Source organism: Actinomyces sp. oral taxon 169, from assembly GCF_013394715.1.
Taxonomy (GTDB): Bacteria; Actinomycetota; Actinomycetes; order Actinomycetales; family Actinomycetaceae; genus Actinomyces.
On sequence record NZ_CP058259.1, the window covers coordinates 1,300,173 to 1,321,625 of the forward strand.

Genomic DNA, 21,453 nt, shown 5'->3' on the forward strand with positions numbered 1-21,453 from the left:
ACAGTGAGTCCCCTCACCACGGCTCTGCGGTGAGGACCGCGTAGGGTTGTCACCAGGAACAAGGCATCGAGCTGGAGCGTTGGCTCCAGTGGATCCTTCAGGCGCTCGTCACGAGAGCCACCGCAGGACCTTCAGCGGCTCCGCACGAGGCGCCGCAGACGAACGTAGGCACACCAGACCAGGAGATGACCATGGCAGAGACCACCCTGACCGAGACCGCTGACACCCAGACCCCCGAGCACGAGGTCATCCTCACTGAGACCGCCGCCGCGAAGGTCGCCAGCCTCCTTGCCCAGGAGGGGCGCGACGATCTGCGCCTGCGCGTGGCCGTCCAGCCCGGCGGCTGCTCCGGACTGGTCTACCAGCTCTACTTCGACGAGCGTCTCCTGGATGGCGACGCCGTGCGCGCCTTCCCCACGGGCAGCGACGAGATGGCTAGCGTTGAGGTGGTTGTCGACCGTATGAGCGTGCCCTACCTGTCGGGCGCCACCATCGACTTCGCCGACACCATCGAGAAGCAGGGCTTCACCATCGACAACCCCAACGCCGCCGGAAGCTGCGCCTGCGGCGAGTCCTTCCACTGATCCCTCCCGCGCAGGCCCCTCCCTCACTCAAGGAGCTCATGTGCGCCGCACATCCCTGACCCTGACGGCCCTGGCCGCGGCCGCCTGCCTCGCGCTGGCCGGTTGCTCGGGGTCGTCCAAGAACGCCTCTGCCACGCCCTCGGCCCAGGCGTCCCCGACCCTGACCCGCTCGATCATCGACTGCGCTCAGGAGGCCGGAAAGATCGAGACCGACTCCGAGGCTCTTCCGGCGATCGGAGGCAATGCGGGGTCCGAGCCGACCGTCACCTGGAGTGAGGGGAAGCAGGCGCCCGCCAACCTCGTCTCCAAGACACTCACCGCCGCGGACGGCCCGGCGGTGTCCTCGGGCGACGTCATCACCGTCAACTACGTGGGCTGGAAGTGGGGGTCAACGGAGGCTTTCGATTCCTCCTTCAAGAAGGGTGCCCCGGTCACCTTCGGCCTGACCGGGGTCATCCCCGGATGGACCTGCGGCCTGGCCGGGCACAAGGTCGGTGAGCGCGTCCAGCTGTCGATCCCGGGCAAGCTCGCATATGGCGAGACCGCCGATCCAGCTCGCCCGAACTCCCCGACCGGGCCGCTCGTCTTCGTCGTCGACATCACCGCTCGCATCACGGGCGATGAGCTGACTCCGGCCACCAAGGACGCCACGGTCGACTCCGCGGCGGTCAAGAAGCTCTCTGACCGCGGCGTGACGGTCTCCGGGGACCTGGGTGCCCCGGCGGCCGGCCTTGCCGGCCCTCAGGCCGAGGAGCCCCTGCAGTCGGAGGTCTTCGTCATCGCTCGCGGCAAGGGCCAGGCGATCAAGGAGACCGACACGGTGGCCGTGCAGATGTCGCGCACCTCGTGGGACGGCACGACGAGGAGCTCGACCTGGGAGGACCACGCCCCCAGCGCCATGCCGGCCGCGCAGATCAACGCGGCCGGACTGCCAGTGGGTTCCAGGATCGTGCTGCTGGCCCCCGGCAACTCCAATGGAGGGAAGCGTGAGTCGGCGTACATCTATGTGATGGACGTCGAGAAGGTCATCTGAGCACAGAGCCGCTCAGCCAACCACTCGTGATAAGGCTGTGGCCCGCACCCCGTGAAGGGGCGCGGGCCACAAGCCTGTGCGGCGCGTGTCCGCCGGCCGGCATCAGCGGACGATGAGGCCCTGGGCCTTGGCGACGGCGTCGGCCAGGCGCTCGGAGACGTCCTGCCAGTTGGCGATGTTCCAGACGGCCTTGACGTAGTCGGCCTTGACGTTGAGGTAGTCGAGGTAGAAGGCGTGCTCCCACATGTCCACCATGAACAGCGGGATGGTGCCCACGGGCACGTTGCCCTGCTGGTCGAAGAGCTGGAAGGTGACGAGCTTTCCGGAGAGGGAGTCGTAGGCGAGCACGGCCCAGCCCGAGCCCTGGATGCCCATGGCGGTGGCGGTGAACTGCGCCTGGAACTTCTCGAAGGAGCCGAAGGAGTCCTTGATGGCCTCGGCGAGCTCGCCCTCGGGCTGGCCGCCGCCGTTGGGGGAGAGGTTCTTCCAGAAGATGGAGTGGTTGGTGTGGCCGCCCAGGTTGAAGGCCAGGTTCTTCTCCCACAGGTTGATGGCGGCCAGGTCGCCGGCCTCGCGGGCGGCGGCCAGGGCCTCCAGGGCGGCGTTGGCGCCGGCGACGTAGGCGGCGTGGTGCTTGTCGTGGTGGAGCTCCATGATCTTGCCGGAGATGTGGGGCTCCAGGGCGGCGTAGTCGTAGGGGAGCTCGGGAAGGGTGTACACGGCCATCAAGGACTGCCTTTCGGTGGGTGAGATGGCTTCAGTCCCGCCTCAGCAGGGCTTGTTAGGACTGAAGTCCTGAACAAGGTTCATGCTAGACGTGGCTCCGGAAGAGGGATAGGGAGCCCGCGTGTGATTACACTGACCGCGGAAACACTGCCGTCCGTACCCGTCCACGAAGGATCCGCTATGACCGACCAGGCTGCTTCCGCCCGCCTCGAGCTTCTCGTCTTCTCCGACGACGCCACCGTGCGTCAGGAGGTCATCGACGGTGTCGGACGCCGACCGGCCAAGGGCCTGCCACTGGTGAGCTGGACCGAGGCGGCCACCGCCGAGGGTGTGCGCATGGCCATCAAGGACCGTGAGAAGGAGGGCCAGCCGCCCTTCGACGCGCTGGTCCTGGACGCCGAGGCCAAGAAGCTCGGCGGCATGGGACTGGCCCACGAGCTGTTCACCGAGCTCGACGAGCGCCCCGCCGTCGTCCTGCTGACCGCCCGCCCCCAGGACGACTGGCTGGCCGCCTGGGCCAAGGCGGAGGTCGTCGTGCCCCGCCCCCTGGACCCGCTGAGCCTCCAGGAGGGCGTTGCCAAGGCCCTCACCGCCCGCCGCGGCACCGTCACTCCCGCCGGCTGAGCCCGGCTCCACCTGCCCCGTCCGGCGTCGGTGAGGACCTGAGGCATCGGGCCATGGCCGCCTCGCCTTGGTCTCGCGTGCGCTGAAGCGGCCTTCTACACCGCGCGGCAGGAGATGCTGCCGTGGTCTCGCGCACCGGGGACCTGGCGGTGCTCCATGTCCAGGACGGTGAATCCGCTGCGCTCCAGAAGCGAGGCCAGCTCCCGCGGGGGCCAGTAGTAGGCCGGGGCGACCGCGTGGGGGAACTCCTCGGCCCGGTCCCCGGCGAAGAACCCGATGAGCAGGCTTCCTCGCGGCGTGAGACTGTCTCTCAGGGACGCCAGCGTTCCGGGAAGTTCCTGGGGCGGGATGTGAATGAGGGAGTACCAGGCCAGGACGGCCCCGTAGGACTGTGCCGGCAGGCAGGCACAGGAGCCCTGTCGATAGGTCACGTGCGGGTGCTGAGCGCGGGCGATCTCGATGAAGCCCTCGACCGGGTCCACCCCCTCGACCTCCAGGCCCAGGTCATGGAGGTATGCGGTCCAGTGTCCCGGCCCGCACCCCAGATCGACGATCCGCCCCTGGACCCCTCGCGCCCATCGGGCGATGAGCCGGCGGTCCTCCTGCGCCGTCGCCCCCATGTGGCCAAGTGCCGCTGCGTACTTCTTGGCGCGAGCGCTGTAGGCCGACCACACGTGACTGGAGCTCATCGCGCCGAGCCTACAAGGACCGACAAGGAGCTGAGCCCTCATTACTGCGAGGCTAGGACCTTGCGGTGGCGGGCAGCCGCACCGATCGGCCACGTGAGCACCGCGGGGTCGCCGTCGACCTCCACGATGCGGGCGCCCTCGTCCAGGATCCAGTCGGCCAGCAGGCTCGTCTCCTCAATGCTCGCCACCTCACCGACGCGGCCGGGCCGCTCAACAACCCGGGCGCTGGCGCGCAGCAGCTCGACGGCGGGGCGCGGGTCGGCGCCCGGTGCGGTCGTCATGGAGCCGGCCAGCACGCCCCAGCGCACCACCACCAGCTCCCAGCCGCCGACCTCGCGCCGGCGGGCCGCCATGAGATGCGGGCAGGCCAGCAGGGGCCGCACCCGCTCGGCCCGATCCACCGCGCGTAGCAGGCAGCGCAGGCGGCCCGTCCAGGTCCCGGCCTCCTCATAACGCTCGGCCCGGGACAGTTCCGCGATGCGCTCCAGCAGGGGAGAGGCCACCAGGTCGACCTCGCCCGACAGGCAGGCCAGCACCTCGGCCGGCTCAGCCGGGACGTCGTCGTGGCGCACCCGCCGCAGTTCGCGCCCGTCCCAGCGGCGCAGACGCAGCACCGACTCGGCGGCGCGCAGAGCCTCCTGGCCCCTGCCGCGTGAGGCGAAGGGGCCCACCGCATGGCCGACCTCCTCCGTGGGCAGCGCGGTGGTCAGCGCCAACCGCGGCTCGGCCCCCGGGCCCGAGCCCTGGGTCAGGTGAAGCCAGGGCCGGCGCCGCGGGGCCCGGGAGCGGCGGTTGACCGGCGGGTCGAGCTCGGCGATCATCCGCAGCTCGCGCACCCGCGCCTCAATGAGCGTGGGTGTGGCGATGTGCCGCACGCTCACGGTGGTGTCCAGCATCTGCGCCACCTGGCGGCGCTTCTCCGCGGCGGTGAAGTAGGAGCGCACCCGGCGCTTGAGGTCCACGGCGCTGCCCACGTAGAGCACCTGGTCGGCCGCCGAGCGGAACTGGTAGACGCCTGGGCCGCTGGGCAGGGCGTCGGCCAGGCGGCTCTTGGCCCGGCGCTTGGCCGGGACCGGGTCCGAGGCGGTGGCCAGGTCCTCCACATGCGTGACGCCGAGCGGCGCCATGATCTCCAGGGCGCCGTGCAGCACGTCCACGGTGGCGCGCGCGTCATCCAGGGCCCGGTGTGTGGGACGGGTCTGGGAGCCCACGAAGGCGGCCAACGTCCCCAGCTTGTGGTTGGGCACCTCGCTGCGGGTCCAGGCCTTGCGGGCCAGCGCCAGGGTGTCCAGCACGCGGGGCTCGGGCCACTCCAGGCCCAGGGCCGCTGCGGCGCCACGCAGGTGACCGACGTCGAAGCGGGCGTTGTGCGCGACGAGGACGACGTCGTCGGCCAGCAGGTCCGCCCAGTCCAGGAAGGCCTCCACGCAGGTGCGTACGCCGGGGGCGCCGGCCACCATGGCATTCGTGATGCCGGTGAGCATGGTGATCTGAGCGGGGATGGCGACGCCGGGGTTGACCAGGGTGGAGAACTCGGCCAGCACCTGCCCACCACGCACCTTGACGGCCCCGATCTCGGTCAGAGAGCGAGCGCCCGGCGCCCCGCCGGTGGTCTCCAGATCCACCACGACGAAGGTCGCCCGCTCCAGGGGCGTGCCCATGTCGGCGAAGGACACCTGGGTCCCGATGGTGCTCACGGTCGCAGGCTAGAGGATGGCAGTGACATGCATCCTCGCCGGCAGTCGGGAAGTCGGTGCGAGCAGGGTTGGAAGCACCCTAGAATCACCCCATACCCGAGCGGCACCGCCGGCTCCGGTGCCGTCCGTCTCCGATGGTGCAGGACCGTGTGGTGGCCGCCCAGCCAGCAGTTCACAGGAGGCCCCGCGTGGGATACGGACCCATCAAGGCAACAGTCGGCCCGGCCCTGGAGATGCTCTACCAGCCCTGGATCCGCGGCGAGGAGAACATTCCCGCAGAGGGCGCGGCGATCCTGGCCTCCAACCACCTGGCGGTCATCGACTCCTTCTTCCTTCCGCTGCTGGTGGACCGCGAGGTCGCCTTCATCGGCAAGGCCGACTACTTCACCGGCAAGGGCGTCAAGGGCTGGGCGGTGAAGAACTTCATGAAGACCGTGGGCACCATCCCTGTGGACCGCTCCGGCGGCAAGGCCTCCCAGGCGGCGCTCCAGGCCGGTATCGACCGCCTGCGCTCGGGGCAGCTCTTCGGCATCTACCCCGAGGGCACGCGTAGCCCCGACGGTCGCCTCTACCGCGGCAAGACCGGCGTGGCCCGCATCGCCCTGGCCACCGGAGCCCCCGTGGTGCCCGTGGCCATGATCGGCTCCAACCTGGCCCAGCCGATCGGCAAGTCCATCCCCTCCACCCGCCACCGCGTGGGCATCGTCATCGGCGAGCCGCTGGACTTCTCCCGCTACAAGGGCCTGGAGAACGACCGCTTCGTGCTGCGCTCCATCACCGACGAGATCATGTACGCCCTCATGGCCCTCTCCGGCCAGGAGTACGTGGACCTCTACGCCGCCGACGTCAAGAAGGCCATGGACTCGGAGAAGAAGACCGCCGACGAGGTCGTCACCGAGATGCTCGCCGCCCAGGCGCAGGCCCGCCCCTCGGCGGCCCCCGTGGCCGCGCCCGGTGGCCGCCCCGCCCCCGAGGTCTCCGTGCCCGAGCCGCCCGAGGACAAGAGCGGCAAGGACAAGAAGAAGGACAAGGCCTCCGACGACGAGCCCGAGCCCGGGGCCGAGTAGGGGCTTTGGGGACCGGGCGACTATCCCGGCGTTCTGATTCTGTCCGATTGGTCCCTGTCAGCGGCAACCGATGGCACGTAGACTGACGCCCGGTGCGGCCCGTGCCGCCCGATCCGGCCGGGGCGCTGACCCCGAGTACCCACAACCCGAAAGGTTCCCGATGTCGATTCGTCGCGTCGCCCTGCTCACCGCTGGCGGTTTCGCCCCCTGTCTGTCCGCTGCCGTCGGCGACCTCATCGAGCGCTACACGCAGGTCGCTCCCGAGGTCGAGATCATCGCCTACCAGTACGGCTACCACGGCCTGCTCACCGGCAACTACATCGTCATTGACGAAGAGGGCCGCAAGAACGCCGGCATCCTGCGCGACTTCGGCGGGTCCCCGATCGGCAACTCTCGCGTCAAGCTCACCAACGCCAAGAACCTCGTCGAGCGCGGCCTCGTCGAGGAGGGTGTCAACCCCCTGGAGTTCGCCGCCGAGCAGCTGCGCAAGGACGGCGTCGACGTCCTGCACACCATCGGTGGCGACGACACCAACACCACCGCCGCTGACTTGGCCGCCTACCTCCACGAGAACGACTACGAGCTCACCGTCGTCGGCCTGCCCAAGACCATCGACAACGACGTGGTTCCGATCCGCCAGTCCCTGGGCGCCTGGACCGCGGCCGACGAGGGCGCCGGCTTCGCCTTCAACGTCATCGGCGAGCACCGCTCCAACCCCCGCATGCTCATCGTCCACGAGTGCATGGGCCGCAACTGCGGCTACCTCACCGCCGAGACCGCCCGCCGCTACCACGACCTGCTCCAGACCAAGCAGTGGGCCCCCTCCCTCGGCCTGACCAAGGAGCGCTGGGACGTCCACGCCGTCTTCCTCCCCGAGATGAAGCTCGACATCGCCGCCGAGGCCGAGCGCCTCAAGGCCATCATGGACGAGCAGGGCAACGTCAACATCTTCCTGTCCGAGGGCGCCGGCGTCCCCGAGATCATCGCGGAGATGGAGGCCGCCGGCCAGGAGGTCCAGCGCGACCCCTTCGGCCACGTCAAGCTCGACACCATCAACCCCGGCCAGTGGTTCGCCAAGCAGTTCGCCGAGCTCATCGGCGCTGAGAAGGTCATGGTCCAGAAGTCCGGCTACTACTCGCGCGCCGCCCACGCCAACGCCGAGGACCTCGCCCTCATCAAGAAGATGTGCGACCTGGCTGTCGACTGCGCCCTGCGCGGCGAGTCCGGCGTCATCGGCCAGGACGAGGAGAACAACGACGAGCTCACCGCGATCGCCTTCCCGCGCATCGCCGGCGCCAAGCCCTTCGACATCACCCAGGCCTGGTTCACCGACCTCATGGCCGAGCTGGGCCAGAAGGTCGAGCCCGCCGAGGTCGCCCCCGAACACTGAGGCTGAGCCTGCACCCTTGCCGCGGCCGGTGCCGTCCTCGTGACGGCGCCGGCCGCTTCTCTGTGCCCGTCTGTGCCTTGGAGGGGGTGCCGGCGACCCTATGTGTCACGTTTGGCGGCTATTCAACCCGCCTGCTGCGCTCCTGGAACGGAGGCCTTCGCATCCGTGCAGGTCACAGCGTTGCAACCGGTCCGTGCGCGCTCTGTTGCAGCCCTAAAAGTCGCCCACAGTGACAGAATTCGTCTCCCAACCCCCGTGTTTCGCGATGCGGCGCCGAACCCGGGCAATCTCCCGACTGGCCTATGCTGACGGGCGTGATGAACGAGCTCTCCGCCGCCCGCACGGACGCCCAGGCCCCCGCATGGCGCCACCTGCCCGCCCTCCAGCAGCCCGCCTACCCTGATGAGGCCGCGCTTGCCGACGTGGTGGCGGACCTGCGCCGCCGGCCCCCGCTCGTCTTCGCCGGAGAGGTCGACTCCCTGCGCGAGCTCATCGCCCAGGCCAGCACCGGGGAGGCCTTCGTCCTCATGGGCGGGGACTGCGCCGAGTCCTTCACCCACAACACGGCCGACAACATCCGTCTCAAGGTCCAGACCATCCTCCAAATGGCCGCGGTCCTCACCTACGGCGCCTCCACGCCCGTGGTCAAGATCGGCCGCATGGCCGGCCAGTACGCCAAGCCCCGCAGCTCGGACACCGAGACCCGCGGCGAGGTCACCCTGCCCGCCTTCCGCGGCGACTCCGTCAACGGCCACGAGTTCACCCCCGAGGCCCGCATCCCCGACCCCACCCGCATGCTGGACGCCTACCTGCGCTCGGGCACCACCCTCAACCTCATCCGCGCCTTCACGATGGGCGGTTACGCGGACCTGCGCGAGGTCCACTCCTGGAACCGCGGCTTCACCGCCAACCCCGCCTACAAGCGCTTCGAGTCCTTTGCCGAGGAGCTTGACCGAGCCATGCGCTTCATGGAGGCCGCCGGCGTGGACTTCGAGGCCCTGCGCCAGGTCGACTTCTACGCCGCCCACGAGGCCCTCCTCCTGGAGTACGAGGACGCCATGATCCGCGAGGACTCCCGCTCCGGGCGCCTCTACGACACCTCCGCCCACATGCTCTGGGTGGGGGAGCGCACCCGCGAGGCCGACGGCGCCCACGTCGCCATCCTCGCCGGCGTCCACAACCCCGTGGGCGTCAAGGTCGGCCCCACCACGTCCCCCGACGACCTCTCCCGGCTCATGGACCGCCTCAACCCCGAGGGCCTGCCCGGACGCCTGTCCCTCATCACCCGCATGGGCGCCGACCGCATCCGCGAGGCCCTGCCGCCGCTGGTGGAGGCGGTGCGCGCCGACGGGCGCCCCGTCACCTGGATCGCCGACCCCATGCACGGCAACACCATCACCTCCGACAACGGCTACAAGACCCGCCGCTTCGAGACGATCCTCGACGAGATCCGCGGCTTCTTCGAGGTGCACCGCACCCTGGGCACCGCCCCGGGCGGCATCCACGTCGAGCTCACCGGCGACGACGTCACCGAGGTCCTCGGCGGCGGCGAGCACATTGACGAGGCCGGCCTGGCCGAGCACTACGAGACCCTCGTCGACCCGCGACTCAACCACCAGCAGTCCCTCGAGGTGGCCTTCGAGATCGCCGAGATGCTCAAGGGCTGAGAACACTCGCTGAGCGCCCGCCTGCAGAGCAGGCGAAACGTGGCCCGGTCCGCTGAAGCGGCACTGGGCCACATTCGTCAGAAGATGTTGATGGTGACCTTGGAGTCCGGCTTAACGCTGGAGCCCGGCGCAGGATCAGTGGAGCGCACCGTCCCGAAGGGACCACCCAGGCGCTTATTGACCTCCACCTTGAGCCCGGCGTCCTCCAGGACCTTCTTGGCCTCGTCCTGGCTCTTACCGGTCACATCCGGCACCGTCACCTTCTCCGGCCCCTTGGAGACCGTCAGGTCCACCGAGTCGCCCTTGTAGTAGCCCGAAGCCCCGGCGATGGGGGAGGAGGAGATGATGTTCCCCTTGGCCACGGAGTCGGAGTAGCCCTTGCTGACCTTGCCCTTCTTCAGCCCGGCGTCCTCCAGGACCTTCTTGGCCTCGTCCTCGCTCATACCGGTCACGTCGGGAATCGTTGCCGGCTCCTTGCCCTTGGAGACCACGAGCGAGACCTTCTCGGTGTGCTTGATGACCTTGCCGGCCTTGGGGTCGCAGGAGATGACCTTGCCCGACTCCACGCTGGCGGAGTACTCCTCCGTGACGTCCCCCAGGGTCAGGCCGGCCGCCGTGATCGCGGCCGTGGCCTGGTCCTTGGTCTTCCTGACGACGTCGGGAACGGTCTTGGTCTCCACGCCTCGGGAGACGGTGGCGGTCACGGCCTGGCCGAGCCCCACCTTTTGGCCCGCCTTCGGCTGGCAGGAGACGATGCTGCCCGCGGGGACCGTGTCGGAGTAGACGCGTTCGGGCGTGCCCCAGTCGAGTCCCTGCTTCTCCAGGGCGAGCTGCGCCTGGTCCTCAGACATGCCGACGATGTTGGGCACGGAAACTCGTCTGCCGGGACCGGCCGTCAGGTACCAGGTGGCGCTCGCACCGGTTCCGGCGACGGCCAGCAGCCCGATGACGAGTGCACGCCGGCGACTGAAGCCGCCATTGCTCTTCTTCGAGGTAGGGACGGCAGTGGTCTTCTGAGCATCGGCCGCCAGGGCCTTGCGGGAGAGCGCACGTGTTCTCCCCTTGGAGTCCGGGCCGATGGAACCAATGGGAAGGGAGACGGTGCGCATCCCGGCGTGCGGCGAGGCCTCCTCGGCGGAAGTATCGTCGGCGTCGTCCTGGGGCTCATTGTCGATGGCGGAGCGGGCGGCCTGAGCATTGGCCGTCATGACCTGCTGGGTCCGGATGGAGCCGGTCCCGCCCCCGCGGCGCACGGAGAGCTCGGAGTCGGTGAGCTCGTCGACGACGTTGCGCAGCAGCGCCAGCGCCTCGTCGGCGTCGGCCGGACGCTCCTGCGGCTCACGGCGAGTCATGGTGGCCACGAGCTCGTCGACGTCGGCCGGCATCTCGGGCACCAGCTTGGAGGGCAGGGGCACGTCCTCGTGGACGTTGCGGAAGGCGATCTGAATAGGGGAGTCCGCGGTGAAGGGCTGCTGGCCGGTGAGGAGCTCGTAGAGGACCACCCCGGCGGAGAAGACATCGGCGCGAGAGGTGGAGTCCCCGGAGGTGATGAGCTCAGGTGCCAGGTAGGCGACCGTGCCCAGCACGTTGCCCGTCGTCGTCTGCGTCACCTCCGTGACTGCCCGTGCCAGGCCGAAGTCGGCCACCTTGGCCACCGAGCCGTCCGAGGGCAGCAGCACGTTCTCCGGCTTGATATCGCGGTGGACCAGGCCGGCCCGGTGGGCCGCGCCGAGCGGACGCAACAGCTGGGCCACCAGCCCCAGGGCCTCCTTGACCGACAGCGGTCCCGCCGCAATGAGGTCTCGCAACGTGGGTCCCTCGACGTACTCCATGACGAGGTAGGCGACCCCGTCGAGGCTGCCCTGGTCGAAGACGGCCACCACGCCCGGGTTGGACAGGCGTGCCGCGGCCCGCGCCTCACGGCGGAAGCGCGAGACGAAGTCGGGGGAGTCGGCCAGGTGGGCGTGCATGAGCTTGAGCGCCACGGTCCGGTCCAGGCGACGGTCATGAGCGCGGTAGACGGTGGCCATCCCGCCACGCGCTAGGCGGTCGACGATCTCGTAGCGAGAGTCGACCAACCGACCAATGAGGGGATCTGTGACCACGTCGCGATTCTACGATGCCGGTGGGGTGGTCACAGCCGCCGGCCGGATCAGGCGGGTAGTACTGCCCACCTGGCGGGGCGCCCCGTTTCCCGCGCCGGATCAGGAGACTCGGTGCGTCAGCAGGTCCGCCAGCACTGCCAGGTCCTCCAGGGATGCGGTGCTCACCACGCCCTCGTCCCCGAGGCGCTCCAGCGCCCGGTTCCCGGCCTCGCGGTGCGCGGCGATGATCTCTTCGTGGGCGGCGCGCGCGCCGCAGTCCTCAATGAGAGCGGCGACCTCGCCGATCTGCTCCTCCGTGGCCTCAGGATTGGCCAGGACGCTGCCGAGCAGCTGTCGGCCAGCCTCGTCGCATCGCCCCCAGGTCAGGGCCAGCAGCACTGTGCGCTTGCCCTCGCGAAGATCGTCGCCGGCCGGCTTGCCGGTGGCCTGCGGCGAGCCGAAGACCCCCAGCTCGTCGTCGCGCAGCTGGAAGGCGATACCGACGTCCTCGCCGAAGGCGGCCAGATGCTCGGCGGTGGTCCCGCTCGGGTCCAGGCCGGCCAGGAGGGCGCCGATGAGCAGCGGGTGGCGCACCGAGTAGCGGGCCGACTTGTGCCGCACGACCGACAGGGCATCGCACTGCATGCGCCTGGCCGCGGCGCCCGGCTCCTGGTCCCAGGGCAGGGGCAGGTTCTCGCTGCGCACGTCGAGGAACTGGCCCAGGGCCACCTCGGTGGTCATGGCGTCGAAGGCGGACCGGGCGTACCGCACCGCACTGCCTCGGGTCTGGCTGGAGGCGCGCGACGACGCCAGCGCGCTCATCTCCTCAGCCGCCAGGGACAGCAGGAGGTCGCCGAGCAGGATGGCGCCATTGGCCCCGAAGGTCTGCGGGCGCCCCAGCCAGCCCCGGGCCTCGTGGTCCCGGGCGAAGACCCGGTGCGCCGCGGGCAGGCCCCGACGCGTGTCAGCACCGTCCATGAGGTCGTCGTGGACCAGGGCACTGGCCTGGTAGAGCTCCAGCGCCGCACCCAGGTGGACGGCGTCGAAACCGGTCAGGCACTCGGATCGATGCTCCGGGGCGCTCAGGATCGCGCAGCCGACGGCCCCCAGGACGGCACGCATGCGCTTGCCCCCACTCAGGACGCTCCCGGCGGCCTCGAGCAGTTCCGGGGCGGCCTGGCCCAGGTCCTCCCAGCGCCGGCGGCAGTCCTCCAGGACCTGGGTCAGACGGTGCTCGACGACGGGACGGACACGGCCCAGGGCCGCAGGCAGCGCACTCATGATCGCCAGAGTAGTCCCAGCTCAGATGTCAGGAGGGCCGGCGACCCCAGTGGTGGTGGGTTTGCCGCGGCGCGACGCCGAGTGCGAACGAGATGAGGGCGTACTAAGTCGTCTGTGCGGTGATCCTGGGGAATAAACGCTACAATTCGAGGGTTGTCTACTGTGCCGGAGCGGGTTCCCATACCCCGTCGCCGGCTGTCCGCCCGCCCACGCGAAAGGAACTCCGTGGCTTCTTCCACAGTGACGCGCTCCAGCACCGAGCTCACTGACGACGTCGACGAGACCCCGCTCGACGACGAGGACTTCGACCTCGACGACGAAGGAGACGACGACGCCGACTATGACGACGAGGACTACGACGACTCTGACGGCGACGAGGACTCCTCCGACGAGGACGAGGACCAGGACGACGACTCCGAGGCGCAGGCCGTCCAGGAGGATGACGGCCCGGCCCCCGAGCTGCGCGACTACTACCTGGACGTGAGCCTGGAGGACAACGGCGACGGCTCCAAGCGCAGCCCCTTCAACAACCCCGCCTCTCTCAAGGGGGTCCGCCTGGCCCCGGGGGCGACTCTCTTCGTGCGCTCGCGCACGGTCGTGGAGAACCTCGAGATCGCCGGCCACGGAACCCTGGAGGAGCCCATCACGCTGGCCCCCTACGGCCACGGACCGGTGCCCCGCTTCGTCATCGGCGACTCCGCCCCCATGGTGGCGCGCGACTACCTGGCTCAGAACGGCTACATCTTCCGCGGATGGGTCATCAAGGGCATCAAGATGCAGCCCTCCATCGCGGCCCTGACCGGTGAGCTCGAGCGCATGCGCCGGGAGGAGGCGGAGAAGGCCGCCTCCAAGAAGTCCGGCAAGCGCGGCAAGTCCCAGGACAAGGACGGCTCCTTCACCGTCTCCGACTCTGACGAGGGCGATGAGCCCGCCCAGCGGGTCGTCACCGCCGGCGCCACCGCGGACCCGGTCAAGGACTACCTCAAGCAGATCGGTAAGGTCGCGCTGCTGAACGCCGAGCAGGAGGTCGAGCTCGCCAAGCGCATCGAGGCCGGCCTTTACGCCGAGCACCGCCTGGCCGAGGAGGGCAACGACCTGCCGGCCAAGCTGCGTCGCGAGCTGCACTGGGTGGCCCAGGACGGCCAGAGGGCCAAGAACCACCTCCTGGAGGCCAACCTGCGACTGGTGGTCTCCCTGGCCAAGCGCTACACGGGCCGCGGCATGCTCTTCCTGGACCTCATCCAGGAGGGCAACCTGGGCCTCATCCGCGCCGTGGAGAAGTTCGACTACACCAAGGGCTTCAAGTTCTCCACCTACGCCACCTGGTGGATCCGCCAGGCCATCACCCGCGCGATGGCGGACCAGGCCCGCACCATCCGCATCCCGGTGCACATGGTCGAGGTCATCAACAAGCTCGCCCGCGTGCAGCGCCAGATGCTCCAGGACCTGGGACGTGAGCCCACCCCGGAGGAGCTGGCCGTCGAGCTGGACATGACCCCGGAGAAGGTCGTCGAGGTCCAGAAGTACGGCCGCGAGCCGATCTCCCTGCACACCCCCCTGGGTGAGGACGGGGACTCCGAGTTCGGCGACCTCATTGAGGACTCCGAGGCCGTGGTCCCGGCCGACGCGGTGAGCTTCACCCTCCTGCAGGAGCAGCTCCACGCCGTGCTGGACACCCTCTCGGAGCGTGAGGCCGGCGTGGTCTCCATGCGTTTCGGTCTGACCGATGGCCAGCCCAAGACCCTCGATGAGATCGGCAAGGTCTACGGGGTCACCCGGGAGCGCATCCGCCAGATCGAGTCCAAGACCATGTCCAAGCTGCGCCACCCCTCGCGCAGCCAGGTCCTGCGCGACTACCTGGACTGAGCGGACTGCCTCTGACGAAGGGCACTCCCGGCTCCTTCGTGTCAACGGCGTCGGCCCCGATACCCATGAGGTTCCGGGGCCGACGCCGTTATCGACGTGCCTGATGCTCGGTTCCTTCGGCAGACCGAACGGTAGTAATAGTGGTAGGTTTCTTCCGTTGGATGAAGGTAAATAACTACGTCACATCGGGAGCGAACCAATGAAGAGAACTGCTCGATTGTGCAGACCGATGACTGCTGCTGCAGTACTCATGCTGGCGGCGGCAGGAATGGTCCCACTGTCCCTGGTCTCCCCGTCGGCTCATGGCGCTGAGCCGGTGCTGGCAGGGGGAGCTGAGGCTGCTTCGATGGCGGTGACCGCGCCCACCAGCTTCGGTAGGAGCGCAGAGCCGATTCCCGATGAGCTGCCTGCGACCACAGTGAACCATGCACCGGACCAGAACGTTCTGAATTACTGGACACATGAGCGTATGGCTGCCTCCAAGTCCCTGGATTCTCCTGCGGCTGATGACTCGACTCAAGAACGGTCGGTGGCCGACGGCAACAATGGTGACAGCTCCAGCTCCACGGATCCGGCGGCAATGACTGAGCCCGTCGCCCCGGTTGCTGATGAGGGAGCGACACCGCCCGCCAGGGCCAAGGGGAAGCTGTTCTTCAACGGTTACGCCTCTGACAACACCTACTGCACCGCCTCGGTGCTCAGTACCCCGTCCAAGAGCGTCGTCATCACGGCGGCTCACTGCGTCTACAACGCCGAGGAAGGGTGGGTGAAGGATGCGGTCTTCGTGCCGGACTATGACCGCACCCAGGCCGACCCGGATCCGGTGGGAGTATGGACGGTTCGTTCAATACGCACTTTCAACAGCTGGCGAGCCGATCAGACTGACTACAGCAGCGACGTCGCCTACGTGACGCTCAACAACGGTGGGGACGCCAACAAGCCTGTTGCCGATGTCGTGGGTGGATACGGGCTGGCGTGGGGAGGCAGTTACGTTTTCCGAGCCACGATCTTCGGATACCCCACCAACAAGACGACCCCCGACGGCAGTAGCACTGTCCATTCCTGCGTCAGGACCACGGAGCAGTCGGAGGGCAAGCTGAAAGTCGAGGGCTGCGACTTCGGTATGGGGGCTTCAGGCGGGCCCTGGCTCTACCGCTACAACGAGTCCACCGGGCTCGGTTACGTGAGGTCGGTGACCTCCCTGTGGCGGCCGCTGGACGGTGTGAACCGAGGTCCCTACTTCACTGATACGGTCAAAACCATGTTGGACGCGACCGCCGGGGACTGAGCGGAGGGGCCTCAGTCGGTGACGACCTTGGCCCCGGTGGTCTTCTTGGCGGCGTCGAGGGTTCCCAGTTCGGTGACGCTGGAGAAGCCGGCGTTGCGCATGACGGCGCTGGCCATCTTGGGCTGGTCGGCGGAGCCGTAGAGCTGGTACTGGGAGCTGCGGTCCAGGCCCGAGATCTGGCTGGAGAAATCACCCGAGGAGAAGTCGTAGTTAACGGCCCCCTCCAGGTGCCCCTTCTTGAACTCCTCAGCCGAACGCAGATCGATGATGACCGGACCTGCAGCCTTCGCGCCCGCCGAGGCGGTGTTGGCTGAGGAGGAGGCGCTGGAGCCGGTGGAACCGGAGCATCCGGAAAGCGCGAGTGCGCCGCAGAGGACGAGCAGGGTAGAGGCGGTCATGACGCGGAGGGAGCGTTTCACAGACAGTTCCTTGAGGGGATGCGGCTTCGTCAAGCCTGGATGCGGGGCAGGATGCTTCGATCAGGGCGAGGCTCTGCGTCGGGAGACTCGGGGCGGGAGCAAGAGTAAGCCTCAGGAACGAGGATATGCGGCATCCGGTAGAAAACGGCTGTGATGCTCAGTGAATCGCAGTGCCGACCTCAGTGAAAAAGTCCACGTTGGCCGGGTTATCGGCCGAGCCGGCCGGCCGACGGCGTCAGCTGCCGGCGGTCAGGCTCGAGGTCTCGTCCTGGAACAGCAGGGCGACCTCCTTGAGCTTGTCTGCGTGCTTGCGGGCGTGGTGGCCGCAGAAGAAGAGTTCGCCGGTCAGCATGACGACTCGGACGTAGGCCTGTGCGTCGCAGACGTCGCAGCGGTCGGCTGTGGTCAGCGGGCGCTCGGCGGAGTCGGCGGCAGGAGTGGTCTGCTCATCCAGGGTGGTCACCGCCTGGGTGGCGGTTGAGGTTCCGGTTGTGCTCATGGACTGCATTGCATCATGACGCAGACGCCTTCACCCGTCAGAGGCGGCTGTTTCCGCCTGAGGCGCACGCGCTTTCGCCCACGGCGCACCGGCGTCATGGCGCACGTCACCACAGAGCCGACCGATCGGGTGAATGCTGAAGAGCAGCCGTGGCGAGCTGTCACAGCGCAGGACTCGGGAGGGAGCCGTCAGGATGTCAGTGGTGCAGGAGTTTCGCGACCGCGAGATCGCGCGCCTGGAGCGCTCGGGCTGGGCGACCAACGCGGCCCTTCGACAGAGGCTGGAGGCCGTAGGGCTGCGACCGCCCGCCGAGGTCGTCGCCGAGTGCCTGGACGAGGGCGCAGGAGACGGAGGCGGTGCCGGCGCTGGTGCCGGTGCCCGCTGGGCGCGGGCCGAGCGCACCGTGGCCCGCTTAAGGGAGCACTTCGCCCCTTTCCGCTTCTCCGACGACGTCGACTACGGGCTCCTGGCGATCCCGGCCAGCAACCGGCTCGACACCCGTGGGGCCATGGACCTTGGCATCCGCCGGGGTCAGCAGCCCGATCTGGCCGAGGACCTCGTCGACCCGGCTCTGGGGGAGGGGGCCGACCTCGCCGGCTCCACCGGTCCTGGCGGGACCACGCTGGCCAAGGACGGCTGGATGGTGGTCGCCGGCGTCGTCGGCCAGTACGGGATATCGGCGGGAAGCCATGAGGACGTCACCGCCGCCGCGGAGCTCTTCGAGGTCGACGGCGTCGACACCCGCACCCTCATGACTCGTCAGATCTGGGGAGCCCGCCTCCTGCAGTGCCCGCCCGGACTCGTCCCCGACTCCGACTACGCCGAGCGATGGACCTTCACGCTCTTGCCCGCCGAGGGGCTGGTGGACGGGCGGGCCGTCTCCGGCACCGTGCTCAAGATGCGGGTGCGCTTCCGGCTGGGCAAGGCCGACCGCGGGATCGGCAGCGCGCGGGTGAGCCCCGCCCTTCCGCTGACGTAGGGGTCCCAACGGCCTTGGGTGTGGCTGCATGACGCAAGACGCCACACGCGCACCGCGGCGGGGCACAAGGCGCCGGCGGCACTGATCGGCTAGATTCCCAGCGTGCCCTCATCTGAGAACAAGACCAGCCGGGGCGACTACTCCGCCCGCCACCTCTCCGTCCTGGAGGGGCTCGAGGCCGTACGCAAGCGCCCGGGAATGTACATCGGCTCCACCGACCAGCGCGGTCTCATGCACTGCGTGTGGGAGATTGTCGACAACGCCGTCGACGAGGCCCTTGAGGGGCACGGCGACGACATCTCAGTGACCGTCCACGATGACGGCTCCATCGAGGTGCGCGACAACGGGCGCGGCGTGCCCGTGGACATCGAGCCCTCTTCCGGCCTGACCGGCGTCGAGCTCGTCTACACCAAGCTGCACGCCGGCGGGAAGTTCGGCGGAGGCTCCTACGGTGCCGCCGGCGGCCTGCACGGTGTGGGGGCGTCCGTCGTCAACGCCCTGGCCGAGCGCATGGACGTCGAGGTCGACCGCGGCGGCAAGACCTACGCCATGAGCTTCCACCGCGGCGAGCCCGGCATATTCGACGACTCTGCCGGGCGCAGCCCCTCCTCACCCTTCACCGGGTTCACGAAGGCCTCCGAGCTGCGCGTCATCGGCAAGGTGCGCCGCGGCGTGACCGGAACCCGGGTCCGCTACTGGGCCGACCCCCAGATTTTCCCCAAGCCCACCGAGTACGACGCCGCCGCCCTGCGCGCCCGCCTGCGTCAGACCAGCTTTCTCGTTCCGGGCCTCACCCTGCGCCTGGAGGACAAGCGCCCCGAGGCCGAGGCCATCGCCGCCTCCACCACGCCGGCCGCCGACGCCGGCGAGACCGACGACGCCGTCCACGAGGTCACCCTGCGGGCGGCCGCCAAGAACGCCACCGAGAACCGCGGCGACCTGTTCGACACCGGCGATGACGACGGCATCGAGGTCTTCCAGGCCCTGGGCGGCACCGCCGACTTCGTCGACTTCCTGGCCTCCGACGGCTCAGTCACCGACACCTTCCGCCTCACCGGCGAGGGCACCTACACCGAGACCGTCCAACAGCTCGACCGCGCCAGCGGGCACCTGCGCCCCGTGGAGGTCGAGCGCACCTGCATGGTCGACGTCGCCCTGCGCTGGGGGATCGGCTACGACACCACGGAGCGCTCCTTCGTCAACATCATCGCCACCCCCATGGGCGGCACTCACCTGACCGGATTCGAGCAGGCCCTCACCAAGGTGCTGCGCAAACGCATCGAGGCCGACTCCCGGGCCCTGAAGCTCACCGCCAAGGACGGCCGCGTCGAGAAGGACGACATCATGGCGGGCCTGACCGCCGTCATCACCGTGCGCGTGCCCGAGCCCCAGTTTGAGGGCCAGACCAAGGAGGTCCTGGGCACAGGGCCCGTGCGCCAGATCGTCTCCAAGGTGGTCGAGCGCGAGCTCACCGCCCTGCTGACCTCCTCCAAACGGGACCTCAAGACCCAGGCGCGCGCCCTGGAGGAGAAGATCGTCGGTGAGATGCGCGCCCGCGTCTCAGCGCGCCTGCACAAGGAGATCACCCGCCGCAAGACCGCCCTGGAGACCTCCTCCCTGCCGGCCAAGCTCGCCGACTGCCGCAGCGACGACGTCGCCGCCTCCGAGCTGTTCATCGTCGAGGGAGACTCCGCCCTGGGAACCGCCAAGAACGCCCGCGACTCCGAGTTCCAGGCGCTCCTGCCGATCCGCGGTAAGATCCTCAACGTGCAGAAGGCCTCCCAGGCCGACATGCTGCGCAATGTCGAGTGCTCGGCCATTATCCAGGTGGTCGGTGCCGGCAGCGGACGCACCTTCGACCTGGAGGCCGCCCGCTACGGCAAGGTCATCCTCATGACCGACGCCGACGTCGACGGCGCCCACATCCGCACCCTCCTGCTGACCCTCTTCTTCCGCTACATGCGCCCCATGATCGAGGCGGGCCGGGTCTTCGCCGCCGTCCCGCCCCTGCACCGCATCGAGGTCTCTGGCTCAGGGCGGCGCAAGAAGGAGATCATCTACACCTACTCCGACGAGGAGCTCGTCACCACCCTGCGCCGCCTGGAGCGCGCGGGGCGCAGCTTCAAGGAGCCCCAGCGCTACAAGGGGCTGGGGGAGATGGACGCCCACCAGCTCGCCGAGACCACCATGGAGCCCCAGCACCGGACCCTGCGGCGCATCACCCTGGGGGACGAGGCCCAGATCATGGAGGCCGAGTCCGTCTTCGAGCTCCTTATGGGCTCATCGGTCGAGCCCCGCCGCGACTTCATCGTCGAAGGCGCCCGTGACGTGGATCGTGAGCGCATTGACGCCTGACCCCCCGCGTCAGATCTCGGCCGCTCCTTCAGGTAAGGTCGGTAACCTTCGTGTCACGGCCCGCCGAAGGTCGAGGCTCGTCGTTCACTGACTGATCGTCTTTCTTCGTCCTCATGAGGGAGGTGTGCTGATGACACCCGGTTACGGCATCCGCCGGGCGGGATCCTCACCGTGGCCCATCCTGCGCCCGGGGCCCCGCTCGGCCCTGTCACGGGAGCTGACTTGGCGGCCGCTGGGCCCGGAGGACAACCACGAGCTGGCCGCGCTCATCGCCCGGGCCGAGGACGTCGACAACCCGCCCTACCGCACCAGTGAGCAGGAGACGGCCGAGTACTTCCTCGACCCCACCTACTCCGGGGTCGCCGGGCGCGACACCGATGGCGTCATGCGCGCCTTCGGGCTGGTACGCCTGCGCCCGGCCGGGGAGATCTACGCCTCTATGACCGGCACCGTGGACCCGGCATTGCGCAACCGCGGCATCGGACGCGCCCTCCTGCACTGGCAGGCCGAGCGGGCCCGCCACCTCGTGGGCGCCGAGCGGGCCGGCTCCGTGCCGCGTAAGGGCGCGGTCCAGATCCCCGCCCACGTGGTCACCACCGTCATGGCGGACGACGAGCGCATGCAAGGGCACCTGGCGGACATGGGTTTCGAACCGATGCGCTGGTACCGGGAGGTGCGCCGATTCCTCGGCGACGAGATCCCCGAGGTGGACCTGGACGGCTTCATCACCATCGACCCGTGGACCCCCGAGATCGACGATGACGTCCGGCGCGCCTACAACCAGGCCATGGCCGAGACCTGGGAGACGGAGAACGTCACCCCCGAGGACTGGACCGCCGGCAGCGCCTACTTCGCCCCCCAGTGGAGCTTCGTGGCCATGGATCGCTCGGGGGACCGGGCCCGTGTCGCCGGGTACCTGCGTTCGGGTCGCTACGAGCAGGACTGGCAGGCCCTGGGCTGGCGTGAGGGCTACACCGACGTGCTCGGGGTCCTCAGCGACTACCGCCACCGCCAGATCGGGCCCGCGCTGCTGGTGGCCGCCATGCGCGCCTACGCCGCCGACGGCATGGAGTACGCCGCCGCCGGCGTCGACACCGACAACCCCAGCGGTGCCGTGGACCTGTATGAGTCCTTGGGCTACGTGCCCACCCGCGGCACCATCCTCTACGCCCTCGACGTCTGAGCGGGGCGTTCATCTCCCGGGA

General features: G+C 69.1%; 18 protein-coding genes. 11 read left to right on the forward strand and 7 right to left on the reverse strand.

Annotated features, from left to right (window positions below):
- Positions 1-191 precede the first annotated feature (191 nt).
- Together HW274_RS05610 and HW274_RS05615 are read left to right on the forward strand one after the other, a co-directional pair.
- Positions 192-584 carry an iron-sulfur cluster assembly accessory protein gene (locus HW274_RS05610; RefSeq protein ID WP_185989425.1) on the forward strand — a complete coding sequence of 131 codons (393 nt, stop codon included), beginning with the start codon at positions 192-194 and terminating at the stop codon, positions 582-584.
- 40 nt (positions 585-624) lie between these two features.
- The gene (locus HW274_RS05615) at positions 625-1,617 is read left to right on the forward strand and encodes an FKBP-type peptidyl-prolyl cis-trans isomerase (protein ID WP_185989426.1); all 993 of its coding nucleotides are present in this window, start codon (positions 625-627) and stop codon (positions 1,615-1,617) included.
- A 102-nt stretch (positions 1,618-1,719) separates the two neighbouring features.
- Here the strand turns inward: HW274_RS05615 and HW274_RS05620 are convergent, their stop codons facing one another.
- Entirely contained in the window at positions 1,720-2,343 is a 624-nt protein-coding gene (locus HW274_RS05620) for a superoxide dismutase (protein ID WP_004565061.1), read from the reverse strand.
- A gap of 180 nt (positions 2,344-2,523) precedes the next feature.
- On the opposite strand from HW274_RS05620, the gene HW274_RS05625 reads away from it, so the two are divergent.
- The gene (locus HW274_RS05625) at positions 2,524-2,967 is read left to right on the forward strand and encodes a hypothetical protein (RefSeq protein WP_185989427.1); all 444 of its coding nucleotides are present in this window, start codon (positions 2,524-2,526) and stop codon (positions 2,965-2,967) included.
- Between the two features lie 95 nt (positions 2,968-3,062).
- On the opposite strand, the gene HW274_RS05630 is transcribed toward HW274_RS05625, so the two are convergent.
- Together HW274_RS05630 and HW274_RS05635 are read right to left on the reverse strand one after the other, a co-directional pair.
- Complete coding sequence (locus tag HW274_RS05630) at positions 3,063-3,656, reverse strand: trans-aconitate 2-methyltransferase (protein ID WP_185989428.1); 594 nt, start codon at positions 3,654-3,656, stop codon at positions 3,063-3,065.
- 41 nt (positions 3,657-3,697) lie between these two features.
- On the reverse strand, positions 3,698-5,353 hold the full coding sequence (locus HW274_RS05635) for a DEDD exonuclease domain-containing protein (protein WP_396027391.1): 1,656 nt from the start codon (positions 5,351-5,353) through the stop codon (positions 3,698-3,700).
- Positions 5,354-5,541: 188 nt separating this feature from the next.
- Here HW274_RS05635 and HW274_RS05640 point away from each other — a divergent pair, with 188 nt between their 5' ends.
- The 3 genes from HW274_RS05640 (at position 5,542) to HW274_RS05650 (ending at position 9,477) form a co-directional block, all read left to right on the forward strand.
- On the forward strand, positions 5,542-6,420 hold the full coding sequence (locus HW274_RS05640; protein ID WP_185989429.1) for a 1-acyl-sn-glycerol-3-phosphate acyltransferase: 879 nt from the start codon (positions 5,542-5,544) through the stop codon (positions 6,418-6,420).
- A gap of 160 nt (positions 6,421-6,580) precedes the next feature.
- On the forward strand, positions 6,581-7,810 hold the full coding sequence (locus HW274_RS05645; protein WP_185989430.1) for a pyrophosphate--fructose-6-phosphate 1-phosphotransferase: 1,230 nt from the start codon (positions 6,581-6,583) through the stop codon (positions 7,808-7,810).
- Between the two features lie 317 nt (positions 7,811-8,127).
- Positions 8,128-9,477, forward strand: coding sequence for a class II 3-deoxy-7-phosphoheptulonate synthase (locus tag HW274_RS05650; RefSeq protein ID WP_260679227.1), 1,350 nt, complete (start codon positions 8,128-8,130; stop codon positions 9,475-9,477).
- A 77-nt stretch (positions 9,478-9,554) separates the two neighbouring features.
- Here HW274_RS05650 and pknB read toward each other — a convergent pair whose 3' ends face one another.
- Positions 9,555-11,582 (reverse strand): Stk1 family PASTA domain-containing Ser/Thr kinase, encoded by a 2,028-nt coding sequence (gene pknB / locus HW274_RS05655; RefSeq protein WP_185989432.1) that lies wholly within the window; start codon positions 11,580-11,582, stop codon positions 9,555-9,557.
- 99 nt (positions 11,583-11,681) lie between these two features.
- Positions 11,682-12,842 carry a polyprenyl synthetase family protein gene (locus HW274_RS05660; RefSeq protein WP_185989433.1) on the reverse strand — a complete coding sequence of 387 codons (1,161 nt, stop codon included), beginning with the start codon at positions 12,840-12,842 and terminating at the stop codon, positions 11,682-11,684.
- Between the two features lie 225 nt (positions 12,843-13,067).
- Between HW274_RS05660 and HW274_RS05665 the strand changes: the two genes are divergently transcribed.
- Positions 13,068-14,708: an RNA polymerase sigma factor gene (locus tag HW274_RS05665; protein WP_185989434.1), complete on the forward strand. Its 1,641-nt coding sequence runs from the start codon at positions 13,068-13,070 to the stop codon at positions 14,706-14,708.
- Between the two features lie 469 nt (positions 14,709-15,177).
- A complete protein-coding gene (locus HW274_RS05670; protein WP_260679204.1) occupies positions 15,178-15,996 on the forward strand; it encodes a serine protease in 819 nt (272 codons plus the stop codon).
- 11 nt (positions 15,997-16,007) lie between these two features.
- On the opposite strand, the gene HW274_RS05675 is transcribed toward HW274_RS05670, so the two are convergent.
- Positions 16,008-16,415, reverse strand: coding sequence for a rhodanese-like domain-containing protein (locus tag HW274_RS05675; RefSeq protein WP_075253743.1), 408 nt, complete (start codon positions 16,413-16,415; stop codon positions 16,008-16,010).
- 235 nt (positions 16,416-16,650) lie between these two features.
- On the reverse strand, positions 16,651-16,923 hold the full coding sequence (locus HW274_RS05680) for a hypothetical protein (RefSeq protein ID WP_004565039.1): 273 nt from the start codon (positions 16,921-16,923) through the stop codon (positions 16,651-16,653).
- A 184-nt stretch (positions 16,924-17,107) separates the two neighbouring features.
- Between HW274_RS05680 and HW274_RS05685 the strand changes: the two genes are divergently transcribed.
- From HW274_RS05685 to HW274_RS05695, 3 genes are all read left to right on the forward strand, one after another.
- Entirely contained in the window at positions 17,108-17,893 is a 786-nt protein-coding gene (locus HW274_RS05685; protein ID WP_185989436.1) for a hypothetical protein, read from the forward strand.
- Between the two features lie 102 nt (positions 17,894-17,995).
- Positions 17,996-20,248 carry a type IIA DNA topoisomerase subunit B gene (locus tag HW274_RS05690; protein WP_075253745.1) on the forward strand — a complete coding sequence of 751 codons (2,253 nt, stop codon included), beginning with the start codon at positions 17,996-17,998 and terminating at the stop codon, positions 20,246-20,248.
- A 130-nt stretch (positions 20,249-20,378) separates the two neighbouring features.
- Positions 20,379-21,431: a GNAT family N-acetyltransferase gene (locus tag HW274_RS05695; protein WP_185989437.1), complete on the forward strand. Its 1,053-nt coding sequence runs from the start codon at positions 20,379-20,381 to the stop codon at positions 21,429-21,431.
- Positions 21,432-21,453: the final 22 nt, after the last annotated feature.

Bases quoted from the DNA above. Each gene is read 5' to 3' on its own strand.
- HW274_RS05610 (WP_185989425.1), top strand. From the start codon at position 192: ATGGCAGAGACCACCCTGACCGAGACCGCTGACACCCAGACCCCCGAG.
- HW274_RS05620 (WP_004565061.1), bottom strand. From the start codon at position 2,343: ATGGCCGTGTACACCCTTCCCGAGCTCCCCTACGACTACGCCGCCCTG.
- HW274_RS05625 (WP_185989427.1), top strand. From the start codon at position 2,524: ATGACCGACCAGGCTGCTTCCGCCCGCCTCGAGCTTCTCGTCTTCTCC.
- HW274_RS05630 (WP_185989428.1), bottom strand. From the start codon at position 3,656: ATGAGCTCCAGTCACGTGTGGTCGGCCTACAGCGCTCGCGCCAAGAAG.
- HW274_RS05645 (WP_185989430.1), top strand. From the start codon at position 6,581: ATGTCGATTCGTCGCGTCGCCCTGCTCACCGCTGGCGGTTTCGCCCCC.
- HW274_RS05650 (WP_260679227.1), top strand. From the start codon at position 8,128: ATGAACGAGCTCTCCGCCGCCCGCACGGACGCCCAGGCCCCCGCATGG.
- HW274_RS05660 (WP_185989433.1), bottom strand. From the start codon at position 12,842: ATGAGTGCGCTGCCTGCGGCCCTGGGCCGTGTCCGTCCCGTCGTCGAG.
- HW274_RS05670 (WP_260679204.1), top strand. From the start codon at position 15,178: ATGGCTGCCTCCAAGTCCCTGGATTCTCCTGCGGCTGATGACTCGACT.
- HW274_RS05680 (WP_004565039.1), bottom strand. From the start codon at position 16,923: ATGCAGTCCATGAGCACAACCGGAACCTCAACCGCCACCCAGGCGGTG.
- HW274_RS05685 (WP_185989436.1), top strand. From the start codon at position 17,108: ATGTCAGTGGTGCAGGAGTTTCGCGACCGCGAGATCGCGCGCCTGGAG.
- HW274_RS05695 (WP_185989437.1), top strand. From the start codon at position 20,379: ATGACACCCGGTTACGGCATCCGCCGGGCGGGATCCTCACCGTGGCCC.